General features: G+C 72.8%; 20 protein-coding genes. 11 read left to right on the top strand and 9 right to left on the bottom strand.

The annotated features are described in order from the left end of the window. Positions 1-210: 210 nt before the first annotated feature. Positions 211-2,760 (bottom strand): ATP-dependent helicase HrpB, encoded by a 2,550-nt coding sequence (gene hrpB / locus FGW37_RS08160; RefSeq protein ID WP_179080456.1) that lies wholly within the window; start codon positions 2,758-2,760, stop codon positions 211-213. A gap of 161 nt (positions 2,761-2,921) precedes the next feature. Continuing rightward, positions 2,922-3,746, bottom strand: coding sequence for a class I SAM-dependent methyltransferase (locus FGW37_RS08155; RefSeq protein ID WP_179080455.1), 825 nt, complete (start codon positions 3,744-3,746; stop codon positions 2,922-2,924). 342 nt (positions 3,747-4,088) lie between these two features. Between FGW37_RS08155 and rpsA the strand changes: the two genes are divergently transcribed. The 7 genes from rpsA (at position 4,089) to FGW37_RS08120 (ending at position 9,551) form a co-directional block, all read left to right on the top strand. Continuing rightward, entirely contained in the window at positions 4,089-5,591 is a 1,503-nt protein-coding gene (gene rpsA / locus FGW37_RS08150; protein WP_058044905.1) for a 30S ribosomal protein S1, read from the top strand. Between the two features lie 207 nt (positions 5,592-5,798). Further along, a complete protein-coding gene (locus FGW37_RS08145; protein WP_179080454.1) occupies positions 5,799-6,743 on the top strand; it encodes a PAC2 family protein in 945 nt (314 codons plus the stop codon). A gap of 25 nt (positions 6,744-6,768) precedes the next feature. Then, on the top strand, positions 6,769-7,371 hold the full coding sequence (coaE, locus tag FGW37_RS08140; RefSeq protein WP_179080453.1) for a dephospho-CoA kinase: 603 nt from the start codon (positions 6,769-6,771) through the stop codon (positions 7,369-7,371). 170 nt (positions 7,372-7,541) lie between these two features. Further along, positions 7,542-8,135, top strand: coding sequence for a hypothetical protein (locus FGW37_RS08135; protein ID WP_179080452.1), 594 nt, complete (start codon positions 7,542-7,544; stop codon positions 8,133-8,135). Positions 8,136-8,147: 12 nt separating this feature from the next. Continuing rightward, on the top strand, positions 8,148-8,468 hold the full coding sequence (locus tag FGW37_RS08130; protein ID WP_179080451.1) for a WXG100 family type VII secretion target: 321 nt from the start codon (positions 8,148-8,150) through the stop codon (positions 8,466-8,468). Further along, positions 8,465-9,196, top strand: coding sequence for a hypothetical protein (locus FGW37_RS08125; RefSeq protein ID WP_179080450.1), 732 nt, complete (start codon positions 8,465-8,467; stop codon positions 9,194-9,196). The genes FGW37_RS08130 and FGW37_RS08125 overlap by 4 nt, the downstream gene beginning before the upstream one ends. A 19-nt stretch (positions 9,197-9,215) precedes the next feature. Continuing rightward, positions 9,216-9,551 (top strand): HMG-box domain-containing protein, encoded by a 336-nt coding sequence (locus tag FGW37_RS08120; RefSeq protein ID WP_179080449.1) that lies wholly within the window; start codon positions 9,216-9,218, stop codon positions 9,549-9,551. A 38-nt stretch (positions 9,552-9,589) separates the two neighbouring features. On the opposite strand, the gene FGW37_RS08115 is transcribed toward FGW37_RS08120, so the two are convergent. From FGW37_RS08115 to FGW37_RS08100, 4 genes are all read right to left on the bottom strand, one after another. Further along, complete coding sequence (locus FGW37_RS08115) at positions 9,590-9,880, bottom strand: DUF6343 family protein (RefSeq protein ID WP_179080448.1); 291 nt, start codon at positions 9,878-9,880, stop codon at positions 9,590-9,592. A 136-nt stretch (positions 9,881-10,016) separates the two neighbouring features. Continuing rightward, a complete protein-coding gene (locus tag FGW37_RS08110) occupies positions 10,017-11,447 on the bottom strand; it encodes a WGR domain-containing protein (protein WP_179080447.1) in 1,431 nt (476 codons plus the stop codon). Positions 11,448-11,568: 121 nt separating this feature from the next. Continuing rightward, positions 11,569-12,162 (bottom strand): methylated-DNA--[protein]-cysteine S-methyltransferase, encoded by a 594-nt coding sequence (locus tag FGW37_RS08105; protein ID WP_179080446.1) that lies wholly within the window; start codon positions 12,160-12,162, stop codon positions 11,569-11,571. A gap of 101 nt (positions 12,163-12,263) precedes the next feature. Beyond that, entirely contained in the window at positions 12,264-13,241 is a 978-nt protein-coding gene (locus FGW37_RS08100) for a glycerophosphodiester phosphodiesterase (protein ID WP_179080445.1), read from the bottom strand. A gap of 232 nt (positions 13,242-13,473) precedes the next feature. Here FGW37_RS08100 and uvrB point away from each other — a divergent pair, with 232 nt between their 5' ends. From uvrB to FGW37_RS08080, 4 genes are all read left to right on the top strand, one after another. Then, a complete protein-coding gene (uvrB, locus tag FGW37_RS08095; RefSeq protein WP_179080444.1) occupies positions 13,474-15,615 on the top strand; it encodes an excinuclease ABC subunit UvrB in 2,142 nt (713 codons plus the stop codon). 136 nt (positions 15,616-15,751) lie between these two features. Beyond that, entirely contained in the window at positions 15,752-16,330 is a 579-nt protein-coding gene (locus FGW37_RS08090) for a TerD family protein (RefSeq protein ID WP_179080443.1), read from the top strand. 122 nt (positions 16,331-16,452) lie between these two features. Next, positions 16,453-18,303 (top strand): TerD family protein, encoded by a 1,851-nt coding sequence (locus FGW37_RS08085; RefSeq protein ID WP_179080442.1) that lies wholly within the window; start codon positions 16,453-16,455, stop codon positions 18,301-18,303. Between the two features lie 110 nt (positions 18,304-18,413). Continuing rightward, positions 18,414-19,436: a TerC family protein gene (locus tag FGW37_RS08080; protein WP_179080441.1), complete on the top strand. Its 1,023-nt coding sequence runs from the start codon at positions 18,414-18,416 to the stop codon at positions 19,434-19,436. Positions 19,437-19,484: 48 nt separating this feature from the next. Here FGW37_RS08080 and FGW37_RS08075 read toward each other — a convergent pair whose 3' ends face one another. The 3 genes from FGW37_RS08075 to FGW37_RS08065 form a co-directional block, all read right to left on the bottom strand. Continuing rightward, entirely contained in the window at positions 19,485-20,768 is a 1,284-nt protein-coding gene (locus tag FGW37_RS08075) for an MFS transporter (RefSeq protein ID WP_179080440.1), read from the bottom strand. A gap of 277 nt (positions 20,769-21,045) precedes the next feature. Then, positions 21,046-21,702, bottom strand: coding sequence for an MBL fold metallo-hydrolase (locus tag FGW37_RS08070; RefSeq protein ID WP_179080439.1), 657 nt, complete (start codon positions 21,700-21,702; stop codon positions 21,046-21,048). 26 nt (positions 21,703-21,728) lie between these two features. Beyond that, positions 21,729-22,421, bottom strand: coding sequence for a maleylpyruvate isomerase family mycothiol-dependent enzyme (locus FGW37_RS08065; protein WP_179080438.1), 693 nt, complete (start codon positions 22,419-22,421; stop codon positions 21,729-21,731). Positions 22,422-22,621: the final 200 nt, after the last annotated feature.

The following is a 22,621-nucleotide window of genomic DNA, read 5'->3' as shown; positions in this document are numbered from 1 at the left end:
GCGACGGCGAGCAGCGGGTACTGCGTCATTCCGGCCGGGCCGAATCCCTTCCGCCGCGGCGGTGAGCAATTGGGCAGATGCGGTCCGGCGGTGCCCGTGGGCCTGGATCAATGGGTGGGTGGCCCGGGCGTGCCCGGCGGTTTTTCGGCCGGGCCGAAATCCTTCCGCCGCGGCGGTGAGCAACCGGTGCCGGGCCGGAGGCCTGCCCCCTCAGTGACCCCCTGTCGCCCGCCGCGTAGGGGCCGCCGTCGTCGGGTCCTCCGGCCAGGGGTGGCGGGGGTAGCGGCCGCGGAGTTCGGCGCGGACCGAGCGGTAGCCGTCGCGCCAGAACGACGCCAGGTCCGCCGTGACGGCCGCAGGCCGCCCCGCGGGGGACAGCAGGTGGACGAGCACCGGGACCCGGCCGCCCGCGAGCCGCGGCGTCTCCTGCCAGCCGAACAGTTCCTGCAGCTTCACGGCCAGCACCGGCTGCCCGCCGCCGTAGTCCACGCGGATCCGCGAACCGCTGGGCACCTGGATCCGCTCGGGCGCCAGCTCGTCCAGGCGCGCCGCGTCCCCGGACGCCCACGGCAGGAGCCGCTGCAGCGCCTTGCCGCCGTCCGCCCGTTCCAGGTCCGACCGCCGGCGCGCACGCGCCAGCTCCCAGCCGAGCCAGTCGTCCAGGCGCTCCAGCAGCGCGGCGTCGGACACGTCGGGCCACGGCTCGCCCAGCTCCCGGTGCAAGAACGCCAGCCGCTGCCGCAGCCCGGCGGCCTCGGCCGTCCAGCGCAGCAGGCCCGGGCCCTCCCGCCGCAGCCCCTCCTCCAGCGCGGCCCGCAGGAGCTCCGGGCCGGGGTCCGGCAGCGGACGGGACGCCAGCTCGACGGCGCCGAGCCGTTCGACCCGCCGCGCCACCACGTCCCGCCGCTCCTCCGACCAGCGGACCTCCTCGCCCTCCGCGTACAGGGCCCCCGCGGCGGCCCGCGCCGTGTCCTCGTCGATCACCGCGCCGAGCAGCACCCGCGCCGAGGCGGCCGTGACCGGCCGGTCGGCGACGGCGATCGCGAGCCAGGGCGCGCTGCGCAGCCGGGACCCGTCGCCGAGCTGCGCCCCCGTGCCGGACACCATGAGGTACGAGCCCTCGCCGCGCAGCCGGGCCACCCGCTCGGGGTAGGCCAGCGCGGTGACGAGCCCGGCCACGGCATCATCCGACAGCACACGGGGACCGGACGCACCGGACGCACCGGCGGCCGTACCTTCCTCCGCCACGCCCTTCAGCGCTCCTTCGAGCCGACGCGCCTCCGCGCGCCACCGCGCCCCGTACGCGTCGCCGCCGCGCCGCGCCGCACGCCAGGCGGCCGCCAGGTCATCGCCGTACTCCCGGGGCGGTTCCTCGCTCAGGAGGGCGACCACCTCCGCCGCACGGCGCGCTCCGGCCTCCCGGGCCCCGTCGAGGAGAGCGCGCGCGAGGCGGGGGTGGACGCCGAGGCGGGCCATGCGCCGTCCCCGGTCCGTGGGCCGGCCGTCGGCCGAGACGGCGCCCGTGGCCGTCAGGACCTCGCGGGCGGCGGCCATCGCGCCGGAGGGCGGTGGGTCGAGCAGGGCGAGCCCGGACGCGTCGGGATCGCCCCAGCACGCGGCCTGCAGGGCGAAGGCCGTCAGGTCCGCGACGGTGATCTCCGCCGCCGGGAACCCGGGCAGCCGCACGTCGTCGGCCTCCGACCAGCAGCGGTACACCGCCCCCGGTGCCTCGCGCCCCGCCCGCCCGGCGCGCTGCCGGGCCGAGGCCCGTGAGGCCCGTACGGTCGTGAGCGCGCTCAGCCCGCGCGCGTGGTCGGTACGGGGCTCCCGGGCCAGGCCCGCGTCCACCACCACCCGCACCCCGGGGACCGTCAGGCTGGACTCCGCCACGGACGTCGCCAGGACCACCCGCCGGCCCTCGCTCGCCCCGGCCAGCACCGCGTCCTGCACCGCGGCCGGAGCCCGCCCGTGCACCTGCAGCACCTCGGCCCCCAGCGTCTGCCGGTCGCCCAGCCGGCCCGCCACGCGCGCGATCTCCCCGACGCCGGGCAGGAAGCACAGGACGTCCCCCTCCCGCTCCCGCAGCGCCCGCCGCACGACCCCGGCGACGTGCTCCAGCAGGGCGGGGTCCACCCGCATCCCGTGCGGCGGCCGCACCGGCCGCCCCGGCGGCGCCCACACCGCCTCCACCGGGTGCGAGACGCCCTCGGCCGTGATCACAGGCGCGTCGCCGAGCAGGTGGGCCCAGCCCTCGGCGTCCGTCGTCGCGGACGCCGCCACCAGCCGCAGCTCGGGGCGGAGCGCGGCCCGTACGTCCAGGAGGAACGCGGCGGCGGTGTCCGCGTCGAGGTGGCGTTCGTGGCACTCGTCCAGCACGACCGTGCTCACGCCCGCCAGCTCGGGGTCACGCTGCAGCCGCTGCAGCAGCACGCCGGTGGTGACGACCTCGACCACCGTGCGCGGCCCGGCCCGCCGCTCCCCGCGCACGGTGAAGCCGACGCTCTCGCCCACGCTCTCGCCCAGCAGCCACGCCATCCGGCGGGCGGCGGCCCGCGCGGCGATCCGGCGCGGCTCGGCGACCACGACGCGCTGCCGCGGGCCGTCCCCGGTGAGCCCGGCGAGGACCAGCGGCACGAGGGTGGTCTTGCCGGTGCCGGGGGGCGCGCACAGGACGGCTGCGCCGTGCGCGTCGAGCGCGCGCCGCAGCGCGGGGAGGGCGGAGCGGACGGGCAGTCGGTCGAGGGCGTCACGGTGGATCACAGACCCAGTCTCACCCAGGCGCCGGGGCGTCTGTCCGGCGGATCTCCGCCGAGCCCCGGGGGGGGCAGGGCCCGCACCGAAAGGCCCGCCCGCCGCGACGGCGGGCTACCACCGCGGCGAGAGTCCGGCGCTAGGGGCGATCACCGGAACCGGCGGGGAGATCACGATCCGCCGGAAGGGCCTTCGTCCCGCTCGCAGACGAAGATCGCCGTGCCGGGGATGAGGTTCCCGCGCAGCGGGGACCAGCCGCCCCACTCCTGCTGGTTCCAGGCGGGCCACTCGGGCTCGACGAGGCCGGTCAGCCGGAAGCCGGCGGTGACGACGTCCCGCACGCGGTCGCCGAGCGTGCGGTGGTGCTCCACGTACACGGCGCGGCCCTGGTCGTCCTGCTCCACGTAAGGGGTGCGGTCGAAGTAGGAGGCCGCGACGGAGAGGCCCTCGGGGCCCGGCTCGTCGGGGAACGCCCAGCGGATGGGGTGGGTGACGGAGAAGACCCAGCGGCCGCCGGGCCGCAGCACGCGCCGGACCTCGCGCATCACCTGCACCGGGTCCGCGACGAAGGGGACGGCCCCGTAGGCCGAGCACGCCAGGTCGAAGGAGCCGTCGGCGAAGGGCAGGGCGCACGCGTCGGCCTCGACCAGCGGAACGTCACCGCCGATGCGCAGGGCGTGCTGGAGCTGGCGGTGGGAGAGGTCCAGGGCCACCGGGCGGGCGCCCTGTGCGGCGAGCCAGCGCGAGCACTGGGCCGCGCCGGCGCCGATCTCCAGCACGTCGAGGCCCTTGAGGCCGCTCGCCGGGCCCAGCAGGGCGGCCTCGGCCTCGTCGAGCCCCTCGGGGCCCCAGATGAAGCGGTCGTCGCCGAGGAAGGCGCCGTGCTCGGTCTGGTACTCATCCGCGTTGCGGTCCCACCAGCCGCGGCTCGCCCGGCTGCTCTCGGCGCCGCCCGTGGTCCGCCGGACCGCTTCCGGCTCGTGCTCTTCGATCATCGGCGGCGTGCCCCCCGCGGTAGTGTGCGGCGAGGCCCTCGTGGCCTCGCAAAACATAAGTTGTGCCCGGTATGGGGAGATTCGTCCCGGGTGTGCGCCTTCGCGCATTGACCGTGCCCGGCTGCCCCCGTATGCTACAAGTTGCGCTGCGGGCCTGCGCGCCTCAGACGGAGCAGGCCGCGCTCGCACTTGTTGTATGTCCCCTCGGTTGCCGAGGCGTGTGCGGTGATCTTCGGATCCCAGAGCCTGCGCCTCCAAGGCTGTCCGGCTTCGGCAGTGCGATACGGGCTCTCGGCGTAGCAGTACCTACGACTCAATGTCCGTACCGGAGCCCTTTCCCACATGACGAGCAGCACCGAGACCACCGCCACCACCCCGCAGGTTGCGGTCAACGACATCGGTAACGAGGAAGCCTTCCTCGCCGCGATCGACGAGACGATCAAGTACTTCAACGACGGCGACATCGTCGACGGCGTCATCGTGAAGGTCGACCGGGACGAGGTCCTGCTCGACATCGGTTACAAGACCGAGGGTGTGATCCCCTCCCGCGAGCTCTCGATCAAGCACGACGTCGACCCGAACGAGGTCGTCAAGGTCGGCGACGAGATCGAGGCCCTGGTTCTCCAGAAGGAGGACAAGGAAGGCCGCCTGATCCTCTCGAAGAAGCGCGCCCAGTACGAGCGCGCCTGGGGCACCATCGAGAAGATCAAGGAAGAGGACGGGATCGTCACCGGTACCGTCATCGAGGTCGTCAAGGGTGGTCTCATCCTCGACATCGGCCTCCGTGGCTTCCTCCCGGCCTCCCTGGTCGAGATGCGCCGCGTCCGCGACCTTCAGCCCTACGTGGGCAAGGAGCTCGAGGCCAAGATCATCGAGCTGGACAAGAACCGCAACAACGTGGTCCTGTCCCGCCGTGCCTGGCTGGAGCAGACCCAGAGCGAGGTCCGCCAGACCTTCCTCACCACCCTCCAGAAGGGTCAGGTGCGCTCCGGCGTCGTCTCCTCCATCGTCAACTTCGGTGCCTTCGTGGACCTGGGCGGCGTCGACGGTCTCGTCCACGTCTCCGAGCTGTCCTGGAAGCACATCGACCACCCGTCCGAGGTTGTCGAGGTCGGCCAGGAAGTCACCGTCGAGGTCCTCGACGTCGACATGGACCGCGAGCGCGTCTCCCTGTCGCTCAAGGCCACCCAGGAAGACCCGTGGCAGCAGTTCGCCCGGACCCACCAGATCGGTCAGGTCGTCCCGGGTAAGGTCACCAAGCTCGTTCCCTTCGGTGCGTTCGTGCGCGTCGACGAGGGCATCGAGGGCCTGGTCCACATCTCCGAGCTGGCCGAGCGCCACGTGGAGATCCCGGAGCAGGTCGTCCAGGTCAACGACGAGATCTTCGTCAAGGTCATCGACATCGACCTCGAGCGCCGTCGCATCAGCCTCTCGCTGAAGCAGGCCAACGAGTCCTTCGGTGCCGACCCGTCCGTGGTCGAGTTCGACCCGACCCTGTACGGCATGGCCGCGTCCTACGACGACCAGGGCAACTACATCTACCCCGAGGGCTTCGACCCCGAGGCCAACGACTGGCTGCCGGGTTACGAGAAGCAGCGCGAGGAGTGGGAGCGCCAGTACGCCGAGGCGCAGCAGCGCTTCGAGCAGCACCAGGCGCAGGTCATCAAGTCCCGCGAGGCGGACGCCGAGGCTGCGGCCGAGGGCGCCCAGGCTGCCCCGCAGGCCGGTGGCGCTCAGGTCTCCGGCGGCTCGTACTCCTCGGAGTCGGCCGACAACTCCGGCGCCCTGGCGTCGGACGAGGCGCTCGCCGCCCTCCGCGAGAAGCTCGCCGGCGGCCAGAGCTGAGGCTCTGCACCACGGCAGCTGACAGCTGACTGAGTAAGGCCCGTTCCCCTTGGGGAGCGGGCCTTACTCGTGTTCTGCTGACAGCCGTTCGTTTCCGTCAGGCGCTCGTTCTGTCATGTGAGATGCGCCGGCGTGATCCGGAAGGCGGGAATGGCGGGGCCCTCCAGGCGCGTTCCCCCGTACGGAACATGAGGAGGAGCGGTCACTGTGTTGGATCCGCAGGGTTTGTACGAATGGGAGCCCAAGGGGCTCGCCGTGGCCGACCTGGCCTTGGCCCAGGACACGGCCGGCCTGGTCATGCTCTATCACTTCGACGGCTACATCGACGCGGGGGAGACCGGCGAGCAGATCGTCTCGCGACTCTTGGACACCCTGCCCCACCAGGTCGTGGCCCGCTTCGACCACGACCGGCTCGTCGACTACCGCGCCCGGCGCCCGCTGCTGACCTTCCAGCGGGACCGCTGGAGCGCCTACGAGACCCCGGCGATCGAGCTGCGCATCGTGCAGGACGCGACGGGCGCCCCCTTCCTGCTGCTGTCCGGACCCGAGCCGGACGTCGAGTGGGAGCGGTTCGCCGCCGCCGTGCGGCAGCTCGTCGAGCGCCTCGGCGTGCGGCTGTCCGTCAACTTCCACGGCATCCCCATGGGCGTGCCGCACACCCGCCCTGTGGGCATGACCCCGCACGGCAACCGCACCGACCTGATGCCCGGTCACCGCAGCTTCTTCGACGAGGCGCAGGTGCCGGGGAGCGCCGAGGCCCTCATCGAGTACCGCCTCGCGGAGGCCGGTCACGACGTGCTCGGCGTCGCCGCCCACGTTCCGCACTACATCGCCCGCTCCGCCTACCCGGACGCGGCCCTCACGGCCCTCGAGGCGGTCACGGCCGCCACGGGCCTGGTGCTGCCCAACGCCGCCCACGCCCTGCGGTCCGAGGCGCTGCGCACCCAGGAGGAGATCGAGCGTCAGATCGCCGAGGGGGACGAGGAGCTCGTCTCCCTGGTGCGCGGCCTTGAGCACCAGTACGACGCCGTCTCCGGTGCCGAGACCCGCGGCAACCTCGTCGCCGAGCCGGTCGAGCTGCCCTCCGCCGACGAACTGGGCGCCGAGTTCGAGCGCTTCCTCGCCGACCGGGAGGGCGACAGCGGTCACTGACCGCACGCCCGCTACCGTGGGGCCCATGCTGAGAGTGGGCCTCACGGGCGGAATCGGTGCCGGCAAGAGCGAGGTGTCGCGGCTGCTGGCTTCGTACGGAGCGGTGATCGTCGATTCCGACAGGATCGCCCGCGAAGTGGTCGAGCCGGGGACGCCCGGACTGGCCGCGGTCGTCGCCGAGTTCGGCGAGGCGGTCCTCACGCCCGAGGGAGCGCTCGACCGCCCGCGGCTGGGCGCCGTCGTCTTCGCCGACCCGGACCGGCTGGCCGCCCTCAACGCCATCGTGCACCCCCTCGTCCGGGCCCGCTCCGCCGAACTGGAGGCGGCCGCCGCCCCGGACGCGGTCGTCGTCCACGACGTCCCCCTCCTCGCCGAGAACGGCCTGGCCCCCCTCTACGACCTGGTCCTCGTGGTCGACGCCGGCACCGAGACCCGCCTGGACCGCCTGGTCCGCCTGCGCGGCATGACCCCGGACGAGGCCCGCGCCCGCATGGCGGCCCAGGCCACCCGCGAGGACCGGCTCGCGGTGGCCGACTTCGTCATCGACAACGACGGCCCGATCGAGGCGCTCCGGCGCCAGGTCGAGAAGGTCTGGGACGAGCTGCGCGAGCGCAGCGCCCGGCGTTAGTCATATCGGGTGAGGGCCCGCCGGCCCGGTGCGCGTGCGGCGCACAGGCGGGGCAAGGACGCGGGGCCTGCGGCCGGTCTCCCCTCCGGCTGCGCCCGCCGCCGACGCCGTGGCCCTATGCATAAGGTTTCCGCGATTCCGCTCGCCGAGCCGTTTCGAGGAGACCTTGCGTGGCCGTGCCCGAGTTAGCCGCGACGAGCCCGTTCTGCCCGCTGCCCGCACCACGGCCCCTGCCGCGGCTGGTCGGTGTCGGCGTCGTCGTGTTGTCGTTGGCCTGCATGGGAGTGATGGTCCGGCAGGCGGAGAAGGCCGCCGGGCTCGTGGCCGGCAAGGGCACGCTGACGGTGGAGAGATGCGAGCAACGCCGCGAGGGCGGCCACGGGAGAGGCGCCTCGCGTTCGCACACCCTGTGTTCCGGCACCTTCCGCGCCGACAGCGGCCGGGTCGTGCGAGACAGCGCCGCTCTCCGGGGCTGGTACGTGACGGGCGAGAAGGTGCGCGTCTACCGCGAGGGCTACGGCTACCGCCCGGTCGGCCTGCGGTACTTCTGGGGCGGACTGGCCTTCTTCTTCGTCGGACTGGCGGGGGTCGCTGCCGGAGTGATGACCACGGTGGTCGGGTACCGGGTGAGGACCCTCGGGGAAAGCAGGGCCGCTTGGGCGGTGCTGCGCCGGACCTCCGTGGCGCCCTACGTCGCGTGGCTGTTCCGGGCTGCCGGGGCCGGAACAGCCGTGTGCGTCCTGCTGCTCCTCGTCTCGCCGTAGGAGGGGAAGGACATGGACCTGAGGGTCGACCCCGGACAGCTCGAGGCGTTCGCGCGGCAGGTCGGCAGGGGTGCCGAGGACATGCGGGCGGTCTTGGCCTACGTCCGCCGGCACACGGCTCTGCCCCCGGGAGCGGGCGGGCTGTTCGAAGAGGCGAGCCACCGGCACGGCTCCCTGCGCAGCGACGTCATGGGCGCCGTGCAGCGCATGGCCGGACTCCTGCAGAGCTCTGCGGAGGAACTCGCCACGGCGGCTTCCTATTACCGCCGTACCGACCGCGGTGCCGCCGCCGGATTCGATGCGGCGGCGCGGGGACGGGGCGGGGAGCGATGACGGACTTCGCCGATGTGACGGAGCCGGCGGCGTGTCTCGTCCCGCCCGGGGAACCGGAGGACTTCCTCGATCCGCTGAAGCCGCTCAACGACGTGGTGGAATTCCTCAGCCCGTCCGGCTGGCTGTTCAAACTGGCGGAGCTGTACCTGCCGACGGATCCCGTGAAGTGGGCCAAGGAGAGCTTCGCCGGTGACTGGAAGGCCTATGCCAGGTGTGTCTCGGCATGGCAGGAAACGGGGCGGGCCTGCGACGGTGTCGCACGCAATCTCCGGTCCGGGAGCGCTCGCATCGACGCGACCTGGGACGGCAACGCCGCCGAGGCGGCCGCGCACTACTTCTCCGCTCTCGCCGGAAACCTCGCGGACTTCCGCACCGCCCTGGACGCGATGGGCGTGGAATACCTCGTCATCGCCCAGTCGGTCTCCTCTGCCGGGGCAGCCGTCGGCGACTGTCTCGGGGCGATCGTTGATGCGCTGATCACCCTGGCCCTTGCGGCCGCGGTCGAAGCGGCCAGCGGCGGCAGCGCCGCAGTCGCGGCCGCCGCACTGGGCACCGAGGAACTGCTGACCATCCTCAGGGAGTGGGAGCGCATGGTCCGGATCGTCGCCGCGGCCCAGGCGGTGATGCACGCCGGCCACGGCACGCTGGTCCGGCTCGGCACCGAGGCCCTGGCCGGGCTCAACGCCTTCGCGCTGCCCGGCGCGAGCTACGACCACCCCGCGGTCTGAGAGAGAAGGGGAGGACGCCATGACCGAACAGCACGTGGGCTTCGAGGAGTTCGTGACCCCGGGGCGCAGCGCCGACCGGGCGCGGGCCCTCCACGGGGTGCTGCAGCGGCTCGCCGCCGGAAGCGCCGGCGGCGCGCTCCAGGAGATGGCCCGCGAGGTCCTCACAGGCCGCATCGGCCTGCGGGACGCCGTACGGGTCGGGACGTACGCCGAGGCCCTGGGCGAGGGGACGCGGGCCCTGTGCGCGGCATGGCGGGCGCTGCCGGAGGAGGAACGCGCGCGGTACGCGGACGAGGCCCGGCGCACGCTCGCCGCGCCCGGGGGCGACGGGGCCGTTCCCCCGTCCCCGTGCTGACCGCGGCCTCCCCACGGGCCGGGCGGCCGGGCTGAGGGCTACGGGCCGCGCCGGCCCTCCCCGGGGTCGCGGCGCCCGCTGACGGGCCGGTACGGCGGGACGTCCCGGCCCGGCTGGTAGTGCGGGCCCTGCCGGATGTGCCGGATCACCAGCGACAGGTCGACGGCGATGACGGCGATCAGGACGCCGCAGGCGACGGCCCAGCCGGGGTGGCCGGTGATCGCGAAGAGCACGGTGCCCGCGACGGCCCAGGCCAGGCCCCAGGCGGCCAGCCCGCAGCGCAGCCGCAGGGGGCTGCGGGCCGTGGCGGGTTCGTTGCCGGTGCGCATGGCGGTGCCTCCACCTCCAGCATCCACCCGGAAGGCGCCTTCGGCCTCCATGGGGATTCGGCCTCCATGGGGAAGGGGCGGAATGAGCCGCCGGACCCGGACCCGGAACCGGCCCCGGACGCGGACCCGCCCGGGATCAGACCAGGCGCCGGATCTCGCCCCGTACGCGGTAGAAGCCGCCGGCGGCGGGGGAGAGGGCGTCGATGACGTAGCGGGCGCCGGCCTCGCGTATGTGACGGGGGAACTGGACGTTCCAGCTGGGGTCGTAGCCCTCGGAGAGGACGTGCACGCGCAGCCGGCCGGCCTCCTGTACGCACTCGACCACGATGCCGGAGGCGGGCGCCGCGCTCACCGTGGAGAGGGTGCGGGCGGGGGTGTAGGTGGGTACGGCGGCGGCCGACTTGACGTCCACCGGCACGGGGACGCTGCCCGCCTGGGCGGCGGAGACCGCGCCCTCGCTGGCATCGACGCAGACCAGCGAGCCGTCCGTGGTGACCATGTACAGCTTCTCGTTCAGGTACTGCATGGACAGCGCCGAACCGCTGCCCGTGCCGAGCTTCCACAGGCGGGTGCCGTCCGCCGCGAAGCAGTAGACCGAGGAGGCGGAGTCGCCCGCGAAGACGTAGCGGCCGCCGGGCGCGGTGGCACAGGAGTAGACCACGGTGTCGCACTGGTAGGTGGCCTCGACGGCGCCCGTGGCCTTCGACAGGCGCTGGACGACGCGGCGGTTGGTGCCGGCGTAGACCGCGTGGTCCTCCTGCCAGCCGAACAGCACCGAGCCGGAGGTGGGGGTGTGCCACAGCTCGCCGGTGCCGTCGGGGGCGTAGGCGGTCACCCCGCGCGCGTGCCCGTGGTAGACGGCGTGCTCGTCGCGCCGGACCATCCAGGCGTGGTCGCCGCTGCTGCGGCGCGACCACTGGTGCTCGTCCTCGTGGTCGATGACGGTCAGTCCGCCGTTGCGGTCGGCGACGTCGAGGACGCCCTCGCGGATGTCGAGCCAGAAGATGTCGACGTCGGAGGCGATCTGGTAGGCGGCGAAGGGGAGTTTGGAGGACAGGTCGTAGACCGTGCCGTCGTCGCAGCCGGCGTAGATCCAGAAGTCGTCCGCCACCAGGCACTTGACGCCGGCGGGCAGCTGGTAGCGGGCCAGCACCTCGCCGTCGTGGCCGAGGGTGTGGACGTGGCCGGCCTGGTTGCCCACCCAGCAGCGGTCCTCGTCCACGTGGATGCCGAACGCGGAGGAGCCGGTGGCGAACCGCCACAGCACCGGGGCCACGGCCCGCGCGGTCGACGGCGCGGACGTCACCTCGCGGCGCGTGACGGGACGGGCCGCCCGCTGCCCGGCCACCGCCGGGGCGTAGCCCTTGCGGACCTTCTCGCCGACCTTCTTCGCCGCCGCGGCCCGGGCCTTCTCCACGCTGGGGAACGACGAGGTCTGAACCTGGCCGGCGGCGCCGATCCGGCCGTAGCGCACCGTGACCGCCGTGCCGGCGACCGTGACCTCGTAGAACTTGTGCGCCCCGCCGCCGTCCTGCGACAGCTCCAGGTACGTCGTCTCTCCCGCCATGGCAAAGCCCCTCTCCCCGTCGGCCGCGGCGGCCGATCTCCGGTGCGCAGCACGCTAGGGGCAGGCACTGACAATCGGTCTGCGGCCGCCTGCGCGAACGCCGCCGGGGCGGCGGGGGAGGTCAGAAGAGAGGCTCGGGAAGCACCCCTTCGAGGGACAGGAGCGAGCGCTTGATCTCCAGGCCGCTGCCGAACCCGCCCAGGCCGCCGTTGCTCTCGATGACGCGGTGACAGGGCACCACGACCGGCAGCGGATTGCTCCCCATGGCCACGCCCACGGCGCGGGCGGCGCCGCGCTCGCCGACGCGGTCGGCCAGGTCCTGGTAGCTGACCACCGTGCCGTAAGGGACGCCGCCGGCCAGCTCGCGCAGCACCTGGCGGTTGAAGCCCGACGTCAGCGACCAGTCCAGCGGGACGGAGAAGGTCTCCCGCCGGCCGACGAAGTAGGCCTTGAGCTCGGCCGCCGTCCCGGTGAGGATCTCGCGCGAGGCGCAGGGCCCGGCCACCGGGCCGGTCCCCATGCGGCGGGTGAGGGCGGCCACGGCCTCGGCGGACACCGCTTCGTCCGCACGGAAGGAGACCTGCAGCAGGCCCTTGGGCGTCGCCGCGAGCCCCAGCGGTCCGATGGAGGTGCCGACCGTCGTCCAGGCCCACTCCTGCGGGCGGGGCGAGGGGGCCGGGGCAGCCGCCGGGGCGGTCGGTTCCAGGTCCGTCATGGGGCCCAGCGTAGGCCGTCCGGGGCCCCGCCGGACCCCGGACCGGACAAGTGATCCACGATCAAGTGATCCACGGCCCTCGCGGGCTGGCGGGGACCGGTCTACAGGCCCAGGAAGCTCAGGATCGACAGGCCGTTGCCCTCCTCGTCCTCCTCGTTCCGCTCGTCCTGCTCGTCCTGCTCGTCGAGGTCCTCCTCCAGAGCGTCCTCGATCTCGTGCGGGGCGTTGCTGATGATGCCGTCGACCCCCATGCGCGCCAGGTCGACGGCCCGGTCGCCGTTGTCCACGGTCCACGCCGAGACCTCGAGCATCCGCCCGTGCGGCCCCCGCAGGGCGTGCACCGCCCGCACCCATGCGGCGGTGACGCTCCGGTGGTGCGGGTTGATCTGGTCGGCGAACGCGGCGTACGAGCGCAGCTCCGAGGGCTTGGGGGCCCCGAGGAAGCCCGTCTTCACGTCCGGCCGCACGCGGTGGAAGGCCTTGAGGGAGGCGGCGCTGAAGGACTGCACGACCAGGGAGCTCCGCACGTGGCGCGCGTTGAGCCACCCGGCGCGCTGCAGCTCGCTCGCCAGCTGCCGCTCGATGCCCGGGTAGAGCTCGGGGGCCTTGACCTCCAGCAGCAGCTTCTGCTTGTTGCGGTCGACGCGCTGCAGATAGCTGCGCAGCGTGGGCACCCGCTCCCCGGCGAACCTGCGGTCGTACCAGCGGCCGGCGTCGAGCTTGCGGATCTCGGCGAGGGTGAAGTCGGCGATCTTCCAGGGGGCGCGGCCGGGGAAGCGCCGCTTGACGTCGGTCGTCCGCACCAGGGTGGTGTCGTGCATGACGATCAGTGCACCGTCCTTGGTGCGCTGCACGTCGTTCTCCACCCAGGTGATCCCCAGTTCGGCGGCTCTGTCGACCGAGGCCAGCGTGTTCTCCGGGGCCTGCACGGGCACGCCGCGGTGGCCGATCGCGAGCGGCACGCGCGTGTGCGCGGCCGCCCGCTCGGGGGCGGCCGCGCGGGCGTGGGGAGCGGTGAGGACGAGCGTGGACAGGACGAGCAGCGCGCTGGTCACGGCGGAGACGGGGCGGATGCGCATACGGGCTCCTCGCGGCGTCTGGACACGGACGGGCAAGTACATCGGGGGGCCGGGCGTCCCCTGGCCCTTGGTGTACGGGATGGGCGTACCTCAGACAAGTACGCGACGGGGGCGGGGGAGGGGAGCGGGAACGGCTGTTCTTCGCCGGATCGACGCCGCCCGTTCGCCCCGGGAACAGGGGCCGGACGCCGGGTGTCCGGCCGTTGTCAGTGGGGGGCCGTACCGTGGTCTCATGCGGCCCGTATCGAAGATCGAACGCAAGGTGGCGCCTTTCGAGGTCGTCAGCCCCTTCCAGCCCAGCGGTGACCAGCCGACGGCCATCGCCGAGCTGGAGCGACGTATCCGCGCAGGTGAGAAGGATGTCGTGCTCCTCGGTGCGACCGGTACCGGCAAGTCCGCGACCACCGCGTGGATGATCGAGAAGCTCCAGCGGCCGACGCTCGTCATGGCGCCGAACAAGACCCTGGCGGCCCAGCTCGCCAATGAGTTCCGCGAGCTCCTGCCCAACAACGCCGTCGAATACTTCGTCTCGTACTACGACTACTACCAGCCCGAGGCCTACGTACCGCAGTCGGACACGTACATCGAGAAGGATTCCTCGATCAATGAGGAGGTGGAGCGGCTGCGCCACTCCGCCACCAACTCCCTGCTCACCCGGCGTGACGTCGTGGTGGTGGCCTCGGTGTCCTGCATCTACGGCCTGGGCACCCCCCAGGAGTACGTCGACCGCATGGTGCCGCTGAAGGTCGGCGAGGAGATCGACCGCGACGAGCTGCTGCGCCGCTTCGTGGAGATCCAGTACACCCGCAACGACCTCGCGTTCACCCGCGGCACCTTCCGCGTCCGCGGCGACACCATCGAGATCTTCCCGGTCTACGAGGAGCTCGCGGTCCGCATCGAGATGTTCGGTGACGAGATCGAGGCGCTCTCCACGCTCCACCCGCTCACCGGCGAGGTCCTCTCCGACGACCGGGAGCTGTACGTCTTCCCCGCCAGCCACTACATCGCCGGTGCCGAGCGGATGGAGAAGGCCGTCGCCGGCATCGAGGCGGAGCTGGAGGAGACCCTCGCCCGCATGGAGAAGCAGGGCAAGCTCCTGGAGGCGCAGCGCCTGCGCATGCGCACCACGTACGACATCGAGATGATGCGCCAGATCGGCTCCTGCTCCGGCATCGAGAACTACTCGCTGCACATGGACGACCGCGAGCCCGGCTCCCCGCCCAACACCCTCCTCGACTACTTCCCGGAGGACTTCCTCCTCGTCATCGACGAGTCGCACGTCACCGTCCCGCAGATCGGTGCCATGTACGAGGGCGACGCCTCCCGCAAGCGCACGCTCGTGGAGCACGGCTTCCGGCTGCCCTCGGCCATGGACAACCGCCCGCTGAAGTGGGAGGAGTTCACCGAGCGCATCGGGCAGACGGTCTACCTCTCGGCGACCCCCGGAAAGTACGAGCTCTCGCGCTCGGACGGCTTCGTCGAGCAGATCATCCGCCCCACGGGCCTGGTCGACCCCGAGGTCGTCGTCAAGCCGACCGAGGGTCAGATCGACGACCTGGTGCACGAGATCCGCACGCGCACCGAGAAGGACGAGCGCGTCCTGGTCACCACCCTCACCAAGAAGATGGCCGAGGACCTCACGGACTACTTCCTGGAGCTCGGCATCCAGGTCCGCTACCTGCACAGCGACGTCGACACGCTGCGCCGTGTGGAGCTGCTGCGCGAGCTGCGGGCCGGTGAGTACGACGTCCTGGTCGGCATCAACCTGCTGCGCGAGGGCCTTGACCTGCCCGAGGTGTCCCTGGTCGCCATCCTGGACGCCGACAAGGAGGGCTTCCTGCGCTCGGGCACCTCCCTGATCCAGACCATCGGGCGTGCCGCGCGTAACGTCTCCGGCCAGGTCCACATGTACGCCGACAAGGTCACCCCGGCGATGGAGAAGGCCATCGACGAGACCAACCGCCGCCGGGCGAAGCAGATCGCGTACAACAAGGAGCGGGGCATCGACCCCCAGCCCCTGCGCAAGAAGATCGGCGACATCGTCGCCACCCTGGCCCGCGAGGAGATCGACACCCAGGAGCTCCTGGGCTCCGGCTACCGGGAGAAGGGCGCCAAGGGCAAGGCCCCGGTGCCCACCGCGCCGGCCGGGAAGGCGGCGGGCAAGGGTGCCAAGGCCGCCAAGGGCAAGGCGAAGGCCGCCGTCGCGGTGACGGACCGTCCCGCCGCCGAACTGGCTCAGCAGATCGAGGACATGACCGACCGCATGCGGGCCGCGGCCGCGGAGCTGCAGTTCGAGGTCGCCGCCCGGCTGCGCGACGAGGTGAGCGAGCTGAAGAAGGAGCTGCGGCAGATGAAGGAGGCCGGGCTCGCCTGAGGTACGGGCGGGGATGTTGCAAGACCGCCACAAATCCCGTTCGGATTCGTGCGGGATCGGGGTCCGTGCGTAGGGTCGGGGCGGAGGCCGTGCGGACGCCCGGCCCACGGGGAAATAGAACGAGAAGGGACTGCGCGTGACGGTCAACTTGTCCAAGGGTCAGGGCATCAGCCTGCAGAAGGCAGACGGAGGCACCCTGACCGCCGTGCGGATGGGGCTTGGCTGGCAGGCGGCCCCCCGCCGCGGACTGTTCGGGTCGCGCACGAGGGAGATCGACCTCGACGCCTCGGCGGTGCTCTTCGCCGGGGGCCAGCCGGTGGACGTGGTCTTCTTCCGCCACCTGGTCAGCGACGACGGCTCGGTGCGGCACACCGGTGACAACCTGGTCGGCGGCGCCGGCACGGGCGGCGACGACGAGGCGATCCTCGTCGACCTGCAGCGCGTCCCCGTGCACATCGACCAGATCGTCTTCACGGTGAACTCCTTCACCGGCCAGACGTTCTCCGAGGTGCAGAACGCCTTCTGCCGCCTGGTCGACGAGACCAACGGCCAGGAGCTCGCCCGCTACACCCTCGACGGCGGCGGTTCGTACACCGCGCAGATCATGGCGAAGGTGCACCGCTCCGGCAACGGCTGGGCGATGACCGCCATCGGCAACCCGGCCAACGGCAAGACCTTCCAGGACCTCATGCCGGCGATCCTGCCGAGCCTGTAGGCGTACGCATCCTGAAGAACATCCCGGGCCCGGCGGAGAGCGTTTCCGCCGGGCCCGCGGGCACGACGAGCGCAGCACGAGCATGAACGCAGCACGAGCATGAACAACGAGGGGGCGCAGCAATGACGGCCGAGCTGGTGCGGGGGCAGAACCACCCGCTGTCCGGTACCCGCCTGGAGATCCGGGTCTCGGCGGGAGGCCCCGTCGTCGCGGGCGCCACGCTCGCCGGCGCGGACGGCAAGGTGGCCGGCGCCGACCGGGTCGCGCACCCCGCCTCCCACCGCCTGCCCGGCCTGGAGGTCTCCCGGCAGGCCGCGGCCGACCACCGGCTCGCCGTCGACCTGGAGGCCCTCCCCGAGGACGTGCACCGGGTCCACGTGATGCTCGCGCTGCCCGCCGGAGCGGGCGGCCCCACCTCCTTCGGCACACTGGCCGCTCCGTTCATCGCCGTCACCGAGCTCGACGGGGCCGAGATCGCCACCTTCACGATCACGGACCTCGGCGTGGAGTCCGCCGTCGTCGCCCTGGAGCTGTACCGCAGGCAGGGCGCCTGGAAGGTGCGCGCCGTCGGCCAGGGGTACGCGGGCGGGCTCGCCGCGATGCTGCACGACCAGGGGCTGGAACAGGCCTTCGAGACCGCCGCGGCCATCAACGAGGCCGTCACCCGCGGCATGGCCCGCGCGGTCGCGCCGCCGCCCCCGCGCCCGGCTGCGGACCCCGCGCCGCAGGCCCCCGCACCCGGCGGCGGCCCCGTCGACTACCGCCACCCCCGCCGCGCCACCGCGACGCCCCCGGACCCCGCTCCGGTCGCCGCCCCGCCCGCGGAGCCGGGGCAGCCGCCCCGCCCCGTCGCGGGCGACGCCAACGGCTGGACGATGAACGAGCGGCTCTACAACCAGGTGTGGGGCATGTTCGAGGACCTGGCCCGCTCGGCCGCCGCCTACCGCAGTGCCGTCGACTTCGCGGAGTCGCGCCTGGAGCAGGAGCTGGACAAGGTCCTCTCCGACCCGGCCACCCGCGTGGGCCCGGCGGCCGATGCGGCCCGGGCCGAGGCCCGGGCCCGGCAGGCGAGCCTCGTGGAGCAGGCCCGGGCGGTCCTCGACCGCGACCTCGCCCAGCTCGCCGCCGAGGCCGAGGTCGTCGAGCACGCGCTGCCGCCGGCCTTCGCCCGCTGGGACAGCCCGGTCTGGCAGGGCTTCCAGGTGCCGCTGGAGACCCCGATGGCGCTGCGCCTGGGCGAGCTGCACCTGCCGGAGCGCACCGACCTGCGGATCCCCATGCTGGTGCGGCTGCCTCTGGAGCGCGGGCTGTGGATCGACAGCGGCCGCACCTCCGGCCTGCAGTCGGCGATCGTGGACTCCTCCGAGCTGCGCCGGCTGGCCATGGAGACGGCGGTCGCCCACGCCGCGCGGCTGCTGGCCGTGCACCCCGTCGGCGACTACACGGTGCACGTGATCGACCCGGCGGGCGCGGCCGGCGGGGCGCTCGCGCCGCTGCTGCAGTCCGGCGCGCTCAAGGAGGCTCCCGCGGCCGGGGCGCAGGGGGTCTCCGCGCTGCTGGACCGCCTGACGCGCCGCGTCGACCTGGTGCAGATGGCCGCGCGCAGCGGTGCCTCGGACTCCCTCCCGCCGGATGTGGACACCGCGGAGCAGCTGCTGATCGTCAACGACTTCCCGCACGGCTTCGACGACCGCTCGGTCAACCAGCTGCGGTACATCGCGGACGAGGGGCCGTCCGTGGGGGTACACCTGATGATGGTCGCCGACCGGGAGGACGCCCGGGGGTACGGGCCGGTGCTCGACCCGCTCTGGCGCGCCCTGCTGCGGGTCACTCCGGTCCCCGACGACCACCTCGCCGACCCGTGGGTCGGGCACACCTGGACGTACGAGCCCTCGCTCGTGCCGGTCGGCAGCGATGTGCTGGGGCAGGTGCTGCGGAGCGTGGGCCAGGCGCGCCAGGCGTATGGCATCTAGCAGGTAAAGGGCTGCTGAGCTGGAGTTTTTGGCCTTTCTTTACTGTTCCTTGAGTCTTCCTGTACCGTTCTGGGGACTGCCGTACGCCCGTACGACGTACCGGAGGAACAGTGGACGTCTCCCTGACCCTGTGGGTGCTGACCATTCTCGGTCTGTGCGCCCTCGTCACCGCCGACTTCTTCATCGGAGGCCGCAAGCCGCACGAGGTCTCCCTCAAGGAAGCCGGGGTGTGGACCGCGGTCTGGGTCGCCCTCGCCGGCCTCTTCGGCCTCGGCCTGCTGCTCTTCGGCGGCGGCCAGCCGGCCGGCGAGTTCTTCGCCGGCTTCATCACCGAGAAATCGCTCAGCGTCGACAATCTCTTCGTCTTCGTCCTGATCATGGCGAAGTTCGCGGTCCCGACGGTGTACCAGCAGCGGGTCCTGATGGTCGGCGTGCTCATCGCCCTGGTCCTGCGGGCCGTGTTCATCGGCGCGGGTGCGGCGATCATCGCCAACTTCTCCTGGGTCTTCTACATCTTCGGCGCCTTCCTCATCTGGACGGCCTGGAAGCTCATCCAGGAGGCGCGCGCCGACGAGGAAGACGAGGAGTTCGAGGAGAATCGTTTCCTCAAGCTGGTCGAGAAGCGCTTCCCCTCCACGGACCGCTACCACGGCACCAAGCTCTTCATCGTGGAGAACGGCAAGCGCCTGATGACGCCGATGCTGATCGTCATGCTGGCGATCGGCACCACCGACGTCCTCTTCGCCCTGGACTCGATCCCCGCGATCTTCGGCCTGACCCAGGACCCGTACATCGTCTTCACGGCGAACGCCTTCGCCCTCATGGGCCTGCGCCAGCTGTACTTCCTGATCGGCGGACTGCTGAAGAAGCTCGTCCACCTCTCGTACGGCCTCTCGGTCATCCTGGGCTTCATCGGCGTCAAGCTCGTCCTGCACGCCCTCCACGAGAACGGCGTGGGCGTCCCCGAGATCAGCATCCCGGTGTCCCTCGGCGTCATCTGCGCGGTGCTGGTCGTCACCACGGTCACCAGCCTGCGCGCCTCCCGCAAGCAGGAGCAGGAAGCCGCTGCGGAGGGCATGGCCGCTGCGGAGGCCGAGGCCGCCCCGGAGGGCAAGGACGAGGTCCGCGTCTGACGCAGGCCCCGCCCCTGCCGCCCGTGCTTTTCCGGAGGCCGTCCCCGCTCAGGCGGGGGCGGCCTCCGCCGCGGTTCCGGGCACCGCGGCCGGACGGGTCTCGGGCAGCAGGGCGAAGCAGCCCAGGCTCACGAGGGCGACGGCCATGAGGTAGCCGGCGACCGCCCAAGGCGGACCGGAGCCCTGCGCCAGCGCCGTCGCCGCGACCGGGGTGAGCCCGCCGCCCACCACCCCGGCCAGGTTGTAGCCGACCGCCGCCCCCGTGCACCGCACCCGGGTCTCGAACAGCTCCGGGAGATAGGCGGCCACGACGCCGACCACCGCCGCGAAGGGCACCGCCGCCCCCGCGAAGCCCAGCAGCATCCAGGCGGGCCGCCCGGTGTGCAGCAGGCCCATCAGCGGGGCCGTCCACAGGCCCAGGCCGGCGCTGCCGGCCAGGCACAGGGAGCGCCGCCCGTAGCGGTCGCCCAGCACGGCGAAGACCGGGGTGAGCAGGCTGGACACGACGACGCCCGCCATGATGCAGCCGAGCATGGTCGTGCGGCCGACGTCCAGCCGCTCGGTGCCGTAGGCCAGGGCCCACGTGCTGATCGCGTAGTGGGCGGCGAAGACGAGGGAGAGCCCGCCCGCGACGAGCAGGACCGGCCGCCAGTGGCCGCGCAGGAGCTCGGCGAAGGGCAGGGCGGCCCGGGTGTCCGTGGCCTCCAGAGCGCGGAACTGCGGGGTCTCGGGGAGCCGGGAGCGCAGCAGCAGGCCCGCCGCCGCCATGAGCCCAGCGCCCCAGAACGGCACCCGCCAGCCCCAGGCCAGGTAGTCCGCCTCGGAGAGCCCCGCCGACAGCACGAGGGCCAGGCCGTTGGCCAGCAGGAACCCCGTCGGCGCGCCGAGCTGCGGGAGGCTGGTCCACAGGGCGCGGCGGTGCGCCGGGGCGTGCTCCGCGGTCAGCAGTACCGCCCCGCCCCACTCCCCGCCGAGCCCGAGCCCCTGCGCGAACCGCAGGACGAGCAGGAGCAGCGGCGCGGCGATGCCGATGCTGTCGTAGGTGGGGACGAAGCCCACCGCGACCGTGGCCAGGCCCGTCAGCAGCAGGGAGGCCATGAGGACGGGCCGCCGCCCGTGCCGGTCGCCGATGTGGCCGAAGAGCACCGCGCCCAGCGGGCGGGCGAGGAAGCCGACCCCGAAGGTGGCGAAGGCGGCGAGGGTGCCGAGCAGCGGGGAGACGGTGGGGAAGTACAGGGGCCCGAGGACGAGGGCCGCTGCGGTGCCGTAGACGTAGAAGTCGTAGAACTCGACGGCGGTGCCGGTCATGGCGGCGAGCGCCAGGCGCAGCATGGACGGCCGGCGAGGGGGCGGGGTGCTGTGCGGTTGCATGTACTGCCCAACAGCCAGTCGGCAGGGAGGCAACGGGCGTGCGGTGGCGCAGTGGGGGGCGCGTGGGTCCAGGAAGGCCGCAGAATATTTTTCGTCCGGATTTGCTCAGGTATGGCCATCCGGCCCGAGGAGGAGTACCTTAAGGAATGAGGCCGCCGCATCCGGAGTGATTTGGATGGACGGCCTCACTGCATGCCCGCAGGATCCCGGTGCGGGGAGTGTCAGGTGCGGGGGAGGGTCACCAGCCGCGTTCGCGCCATTCGGCGAGGTGGGGGCGCTCGGCGCCCAGCGTGGTGTCCGCGCCGTGGCCCGGGTAGACCCACGTCTCGTCCGGGAGCTCCCCGAAGAGCCTCGTCTCCACGTCGTGGAGGAGGCTCGCGAAGGCCTTCGGGTCGTTGTGGGTGTTGCCGACGCCACCCGGGAACAGGCAGTCGCCGGTGAACACGTGCGGGTGACCGTGCGGGTCGTCGTAGACCAGCGCGATGCTGCCCGGAGTGTGCCCCACCAGGTGCCGTGCGGTGAGCTCCACGCGGCCCACGCGGATGACGTCGCCGTCGGCCACGGGTACGGCGGTCGGCACGGGGATGCCCTCGGCGTCCTCGCGGCCCGCGTACGTGGTGGCGCCGGTGGCGTCCACCACCTCCTGCAGGGCCCCCCAATGGTCGCCGTGCCGGTGCGTGGTGACCACGGAGGCGATGCCGCTGTCCCCGATCAGGGAGAGCAGGGTGTGCGGCTCCGCGGCGGCGTCGATCAGCAGCTGCTCGTCCGTCGCGCGGCAGCGCAGCAGATAGGCGTTGTTGTCCATCGCGCCGACCGCGACTTTCGAGATCATCAGGTCGGTCAGCTCGTGCACGTCCGCCGGTCCGCCGACCTTCACCGCTCCGCTGTACGTCATGACGTCAGCCTATTCCTTCGGGCCGTTCACAGCGGGGGGAGGGCGGGCAGCGGTGCGCCCGCGGCGTCGAGCGTCGCGCCCTTGTCGCCGCGGCCCGCGAGCCAGCCCAGGAGGTCCGCGGGCGGGCCGCTGACGGTGACCGGGGTGCCCTCCGCGGTGCCGCCCGTGCGCCAGCGCCGGCCGTCGTCGGCGACGACCGTGACGGCGGGGATCCCGGGCCGGGCCGACCAGCGGTCGGCGAGGAACTCGATCTCCCGTCCGGTGAACTCCTCCGGCAGGTCCTGCAGCTCGTAGCCGACGTCCAGATCGACGAGGTGCAGTTCGAGCTCGATCCAGCGGCGGAAGGGGACACGGGCGGCCTTGTCGGTCACGCCGTTGCGCATGGTGATCGTACGGTCCCAGTCGGCGGGGACGGCGGCCTGGGCCCGCAGGCGCGCGGCGCTGTCGCGCAGGTCCGCGAGGTGCTCCGCCAGGGAGCGGCCCGCGCCCTTCTCGATGTCCTCGTCGCGGGCCTCGGCGGTCACGTACATCGGACGGCCGGCCAGGACGTTGACGAGGGCGTCCGCGTTGCGCGCGACGTGCGCCATCACGTGCCCGCGGGTCCAGCCGGGGAGCCGGGACGGGGCGGTCACGGCGGCGTCGTCGAGGGCGCCGACCGCGCTCAGGAACCGCTCGGTCGCTTCGTGTACAGAGGCCAGGTCGCGCACGTGGTCGATCATGCGGCCGACGATAGCGCCGCCACTCGTCCGGGTGAAGGTGTCCGACTCCGGCCGTAAATCGAATGTGCGTGCTATAGGCTCGATGAGGCATCGGATCCGACATCCGCGCGGCGACCCCCATACCCTGGGTCGGGGGTGCGCGCCTCATCGCTCTCAAGAACCACCCCCCTTCCTCGTTCTCAAGAAAGGTGCCGACCGGC

This window comes from Streptomyces rectiverticillatus, from assembly GCF_013394065.1.
GTDB classification, from domain to species: Bacteria; Actinomycetota; Actinomycetes; order Streptomycetales; family Streptomycetaceae; genus Streptomyces; species Streptomyces rectiverticillatus.
The sequence above is the reverse complement of the archived record's forward strand: the minus strand, read 5'-3'. Positions and strand labels throughout refer to the sequence as shown.

Coding starts and splice junctions, on each gene's coding strand:
- FGW37_RS08155 (WP_179080455.1), bottom strand. CDS start 3,746: ATGATCGAAGAGCACGAGCCGGAAGCGGTCCGGCGGACCACGGGCGGC.
- rpsA (WP_058044905.1), top strand. CDS start 4,089: ATGACGAGCAGCACCGAGACCACCGCCACCACCCCGCAGGTTGCGGTC.
- coaE (WP_179080453.1), top strand. CDS start 6,769: ATGCTGAGAGTGGGCCTCACGGGCGGAATCGGTGCCGGCAAGAGCGAG.
- FGW37_RS08130 (WP_179080451.1), top strand. CDS start 8,148: ATGGACCTGAGGGTCGACCCCGGACAGCTCGAGGCGTTCGCGCGGCAG.
- FGW37_RS08125 (WP_179080450.1), top strand. CDS start 8,465: ATGACGGACTTCGCCGATGTGACGGAGCCGGCGGCGTGTCTCGTCCCG.
- FGW37_RS08120 (WP_179080449.1), top strand. CDS start 9,216: ATGACCGAACAGCACGTGGGCTTCGAGGAGTTCGTGACCCCGGGGCGC.
- FGW37_RS08115 (WP_179080448.1), bottom strand. CDS start 9,880: ATGCGCACCGGCAACGAACCCGCCACGGCCCGCAGCCCCCTGCGGCTG.
- FGW37_RS08110 (WP_179080447.1), bottom strand. CDS start 11,447: ATGGCGGGAGAGACGACGTACCTGGAGCTGTCGCAGGACGGCGGCGGG.
- FGW37_RS08105 (WP_179080446.1), bottom strand. CDS start 12,162: ATGACGGACCTGGAACCGACCGCCCCGGCGGCTGCCCCGGCCCCCTCG.
- FGW37_RS08100 (WP_179080445.1), bottom strand. CDS start 13,241: ATGCGCATCCGCCCCGTCTCCGCCGTGACCAGCGCGCTGCTCGTCCTG.
- uvrB (WP_179080444.1), top strand. CDS start 13,474: ATGCGGCCCGTATCGAAGATCGAACGCAAGGTGGCGCCTTTCGAGGTC.
- FGW37_RS08085 (WP_179080442.1), top strand. CDS start 16,453: ATGACGGCCGAGCTGGTGCGGGGGCAGAACCACCCGCTGTCCGGTACC.
- FGW37_RS08075 (WP_179080440.1), bottom strand. CDS start 20,768: ATGCTGCGCCTGGCGCTCGCCGCCATGACCGGCACCGCCGTCGAGTTC.
- FGW37_RS08070 (WP_179080439.1), bottom strand. CDS start 21,702: ATGACGTACAGCGGAGCGGTGAAGGTCGGCGGACCGGCGGACGTGCAC.
- FGW37_RS08065 (WP_179080438.1), bottom strand. CDS start 22,421: ATGATCGACCACGTGCGCGACCTGGCCTCTGTACACGAAGCGACCGAG.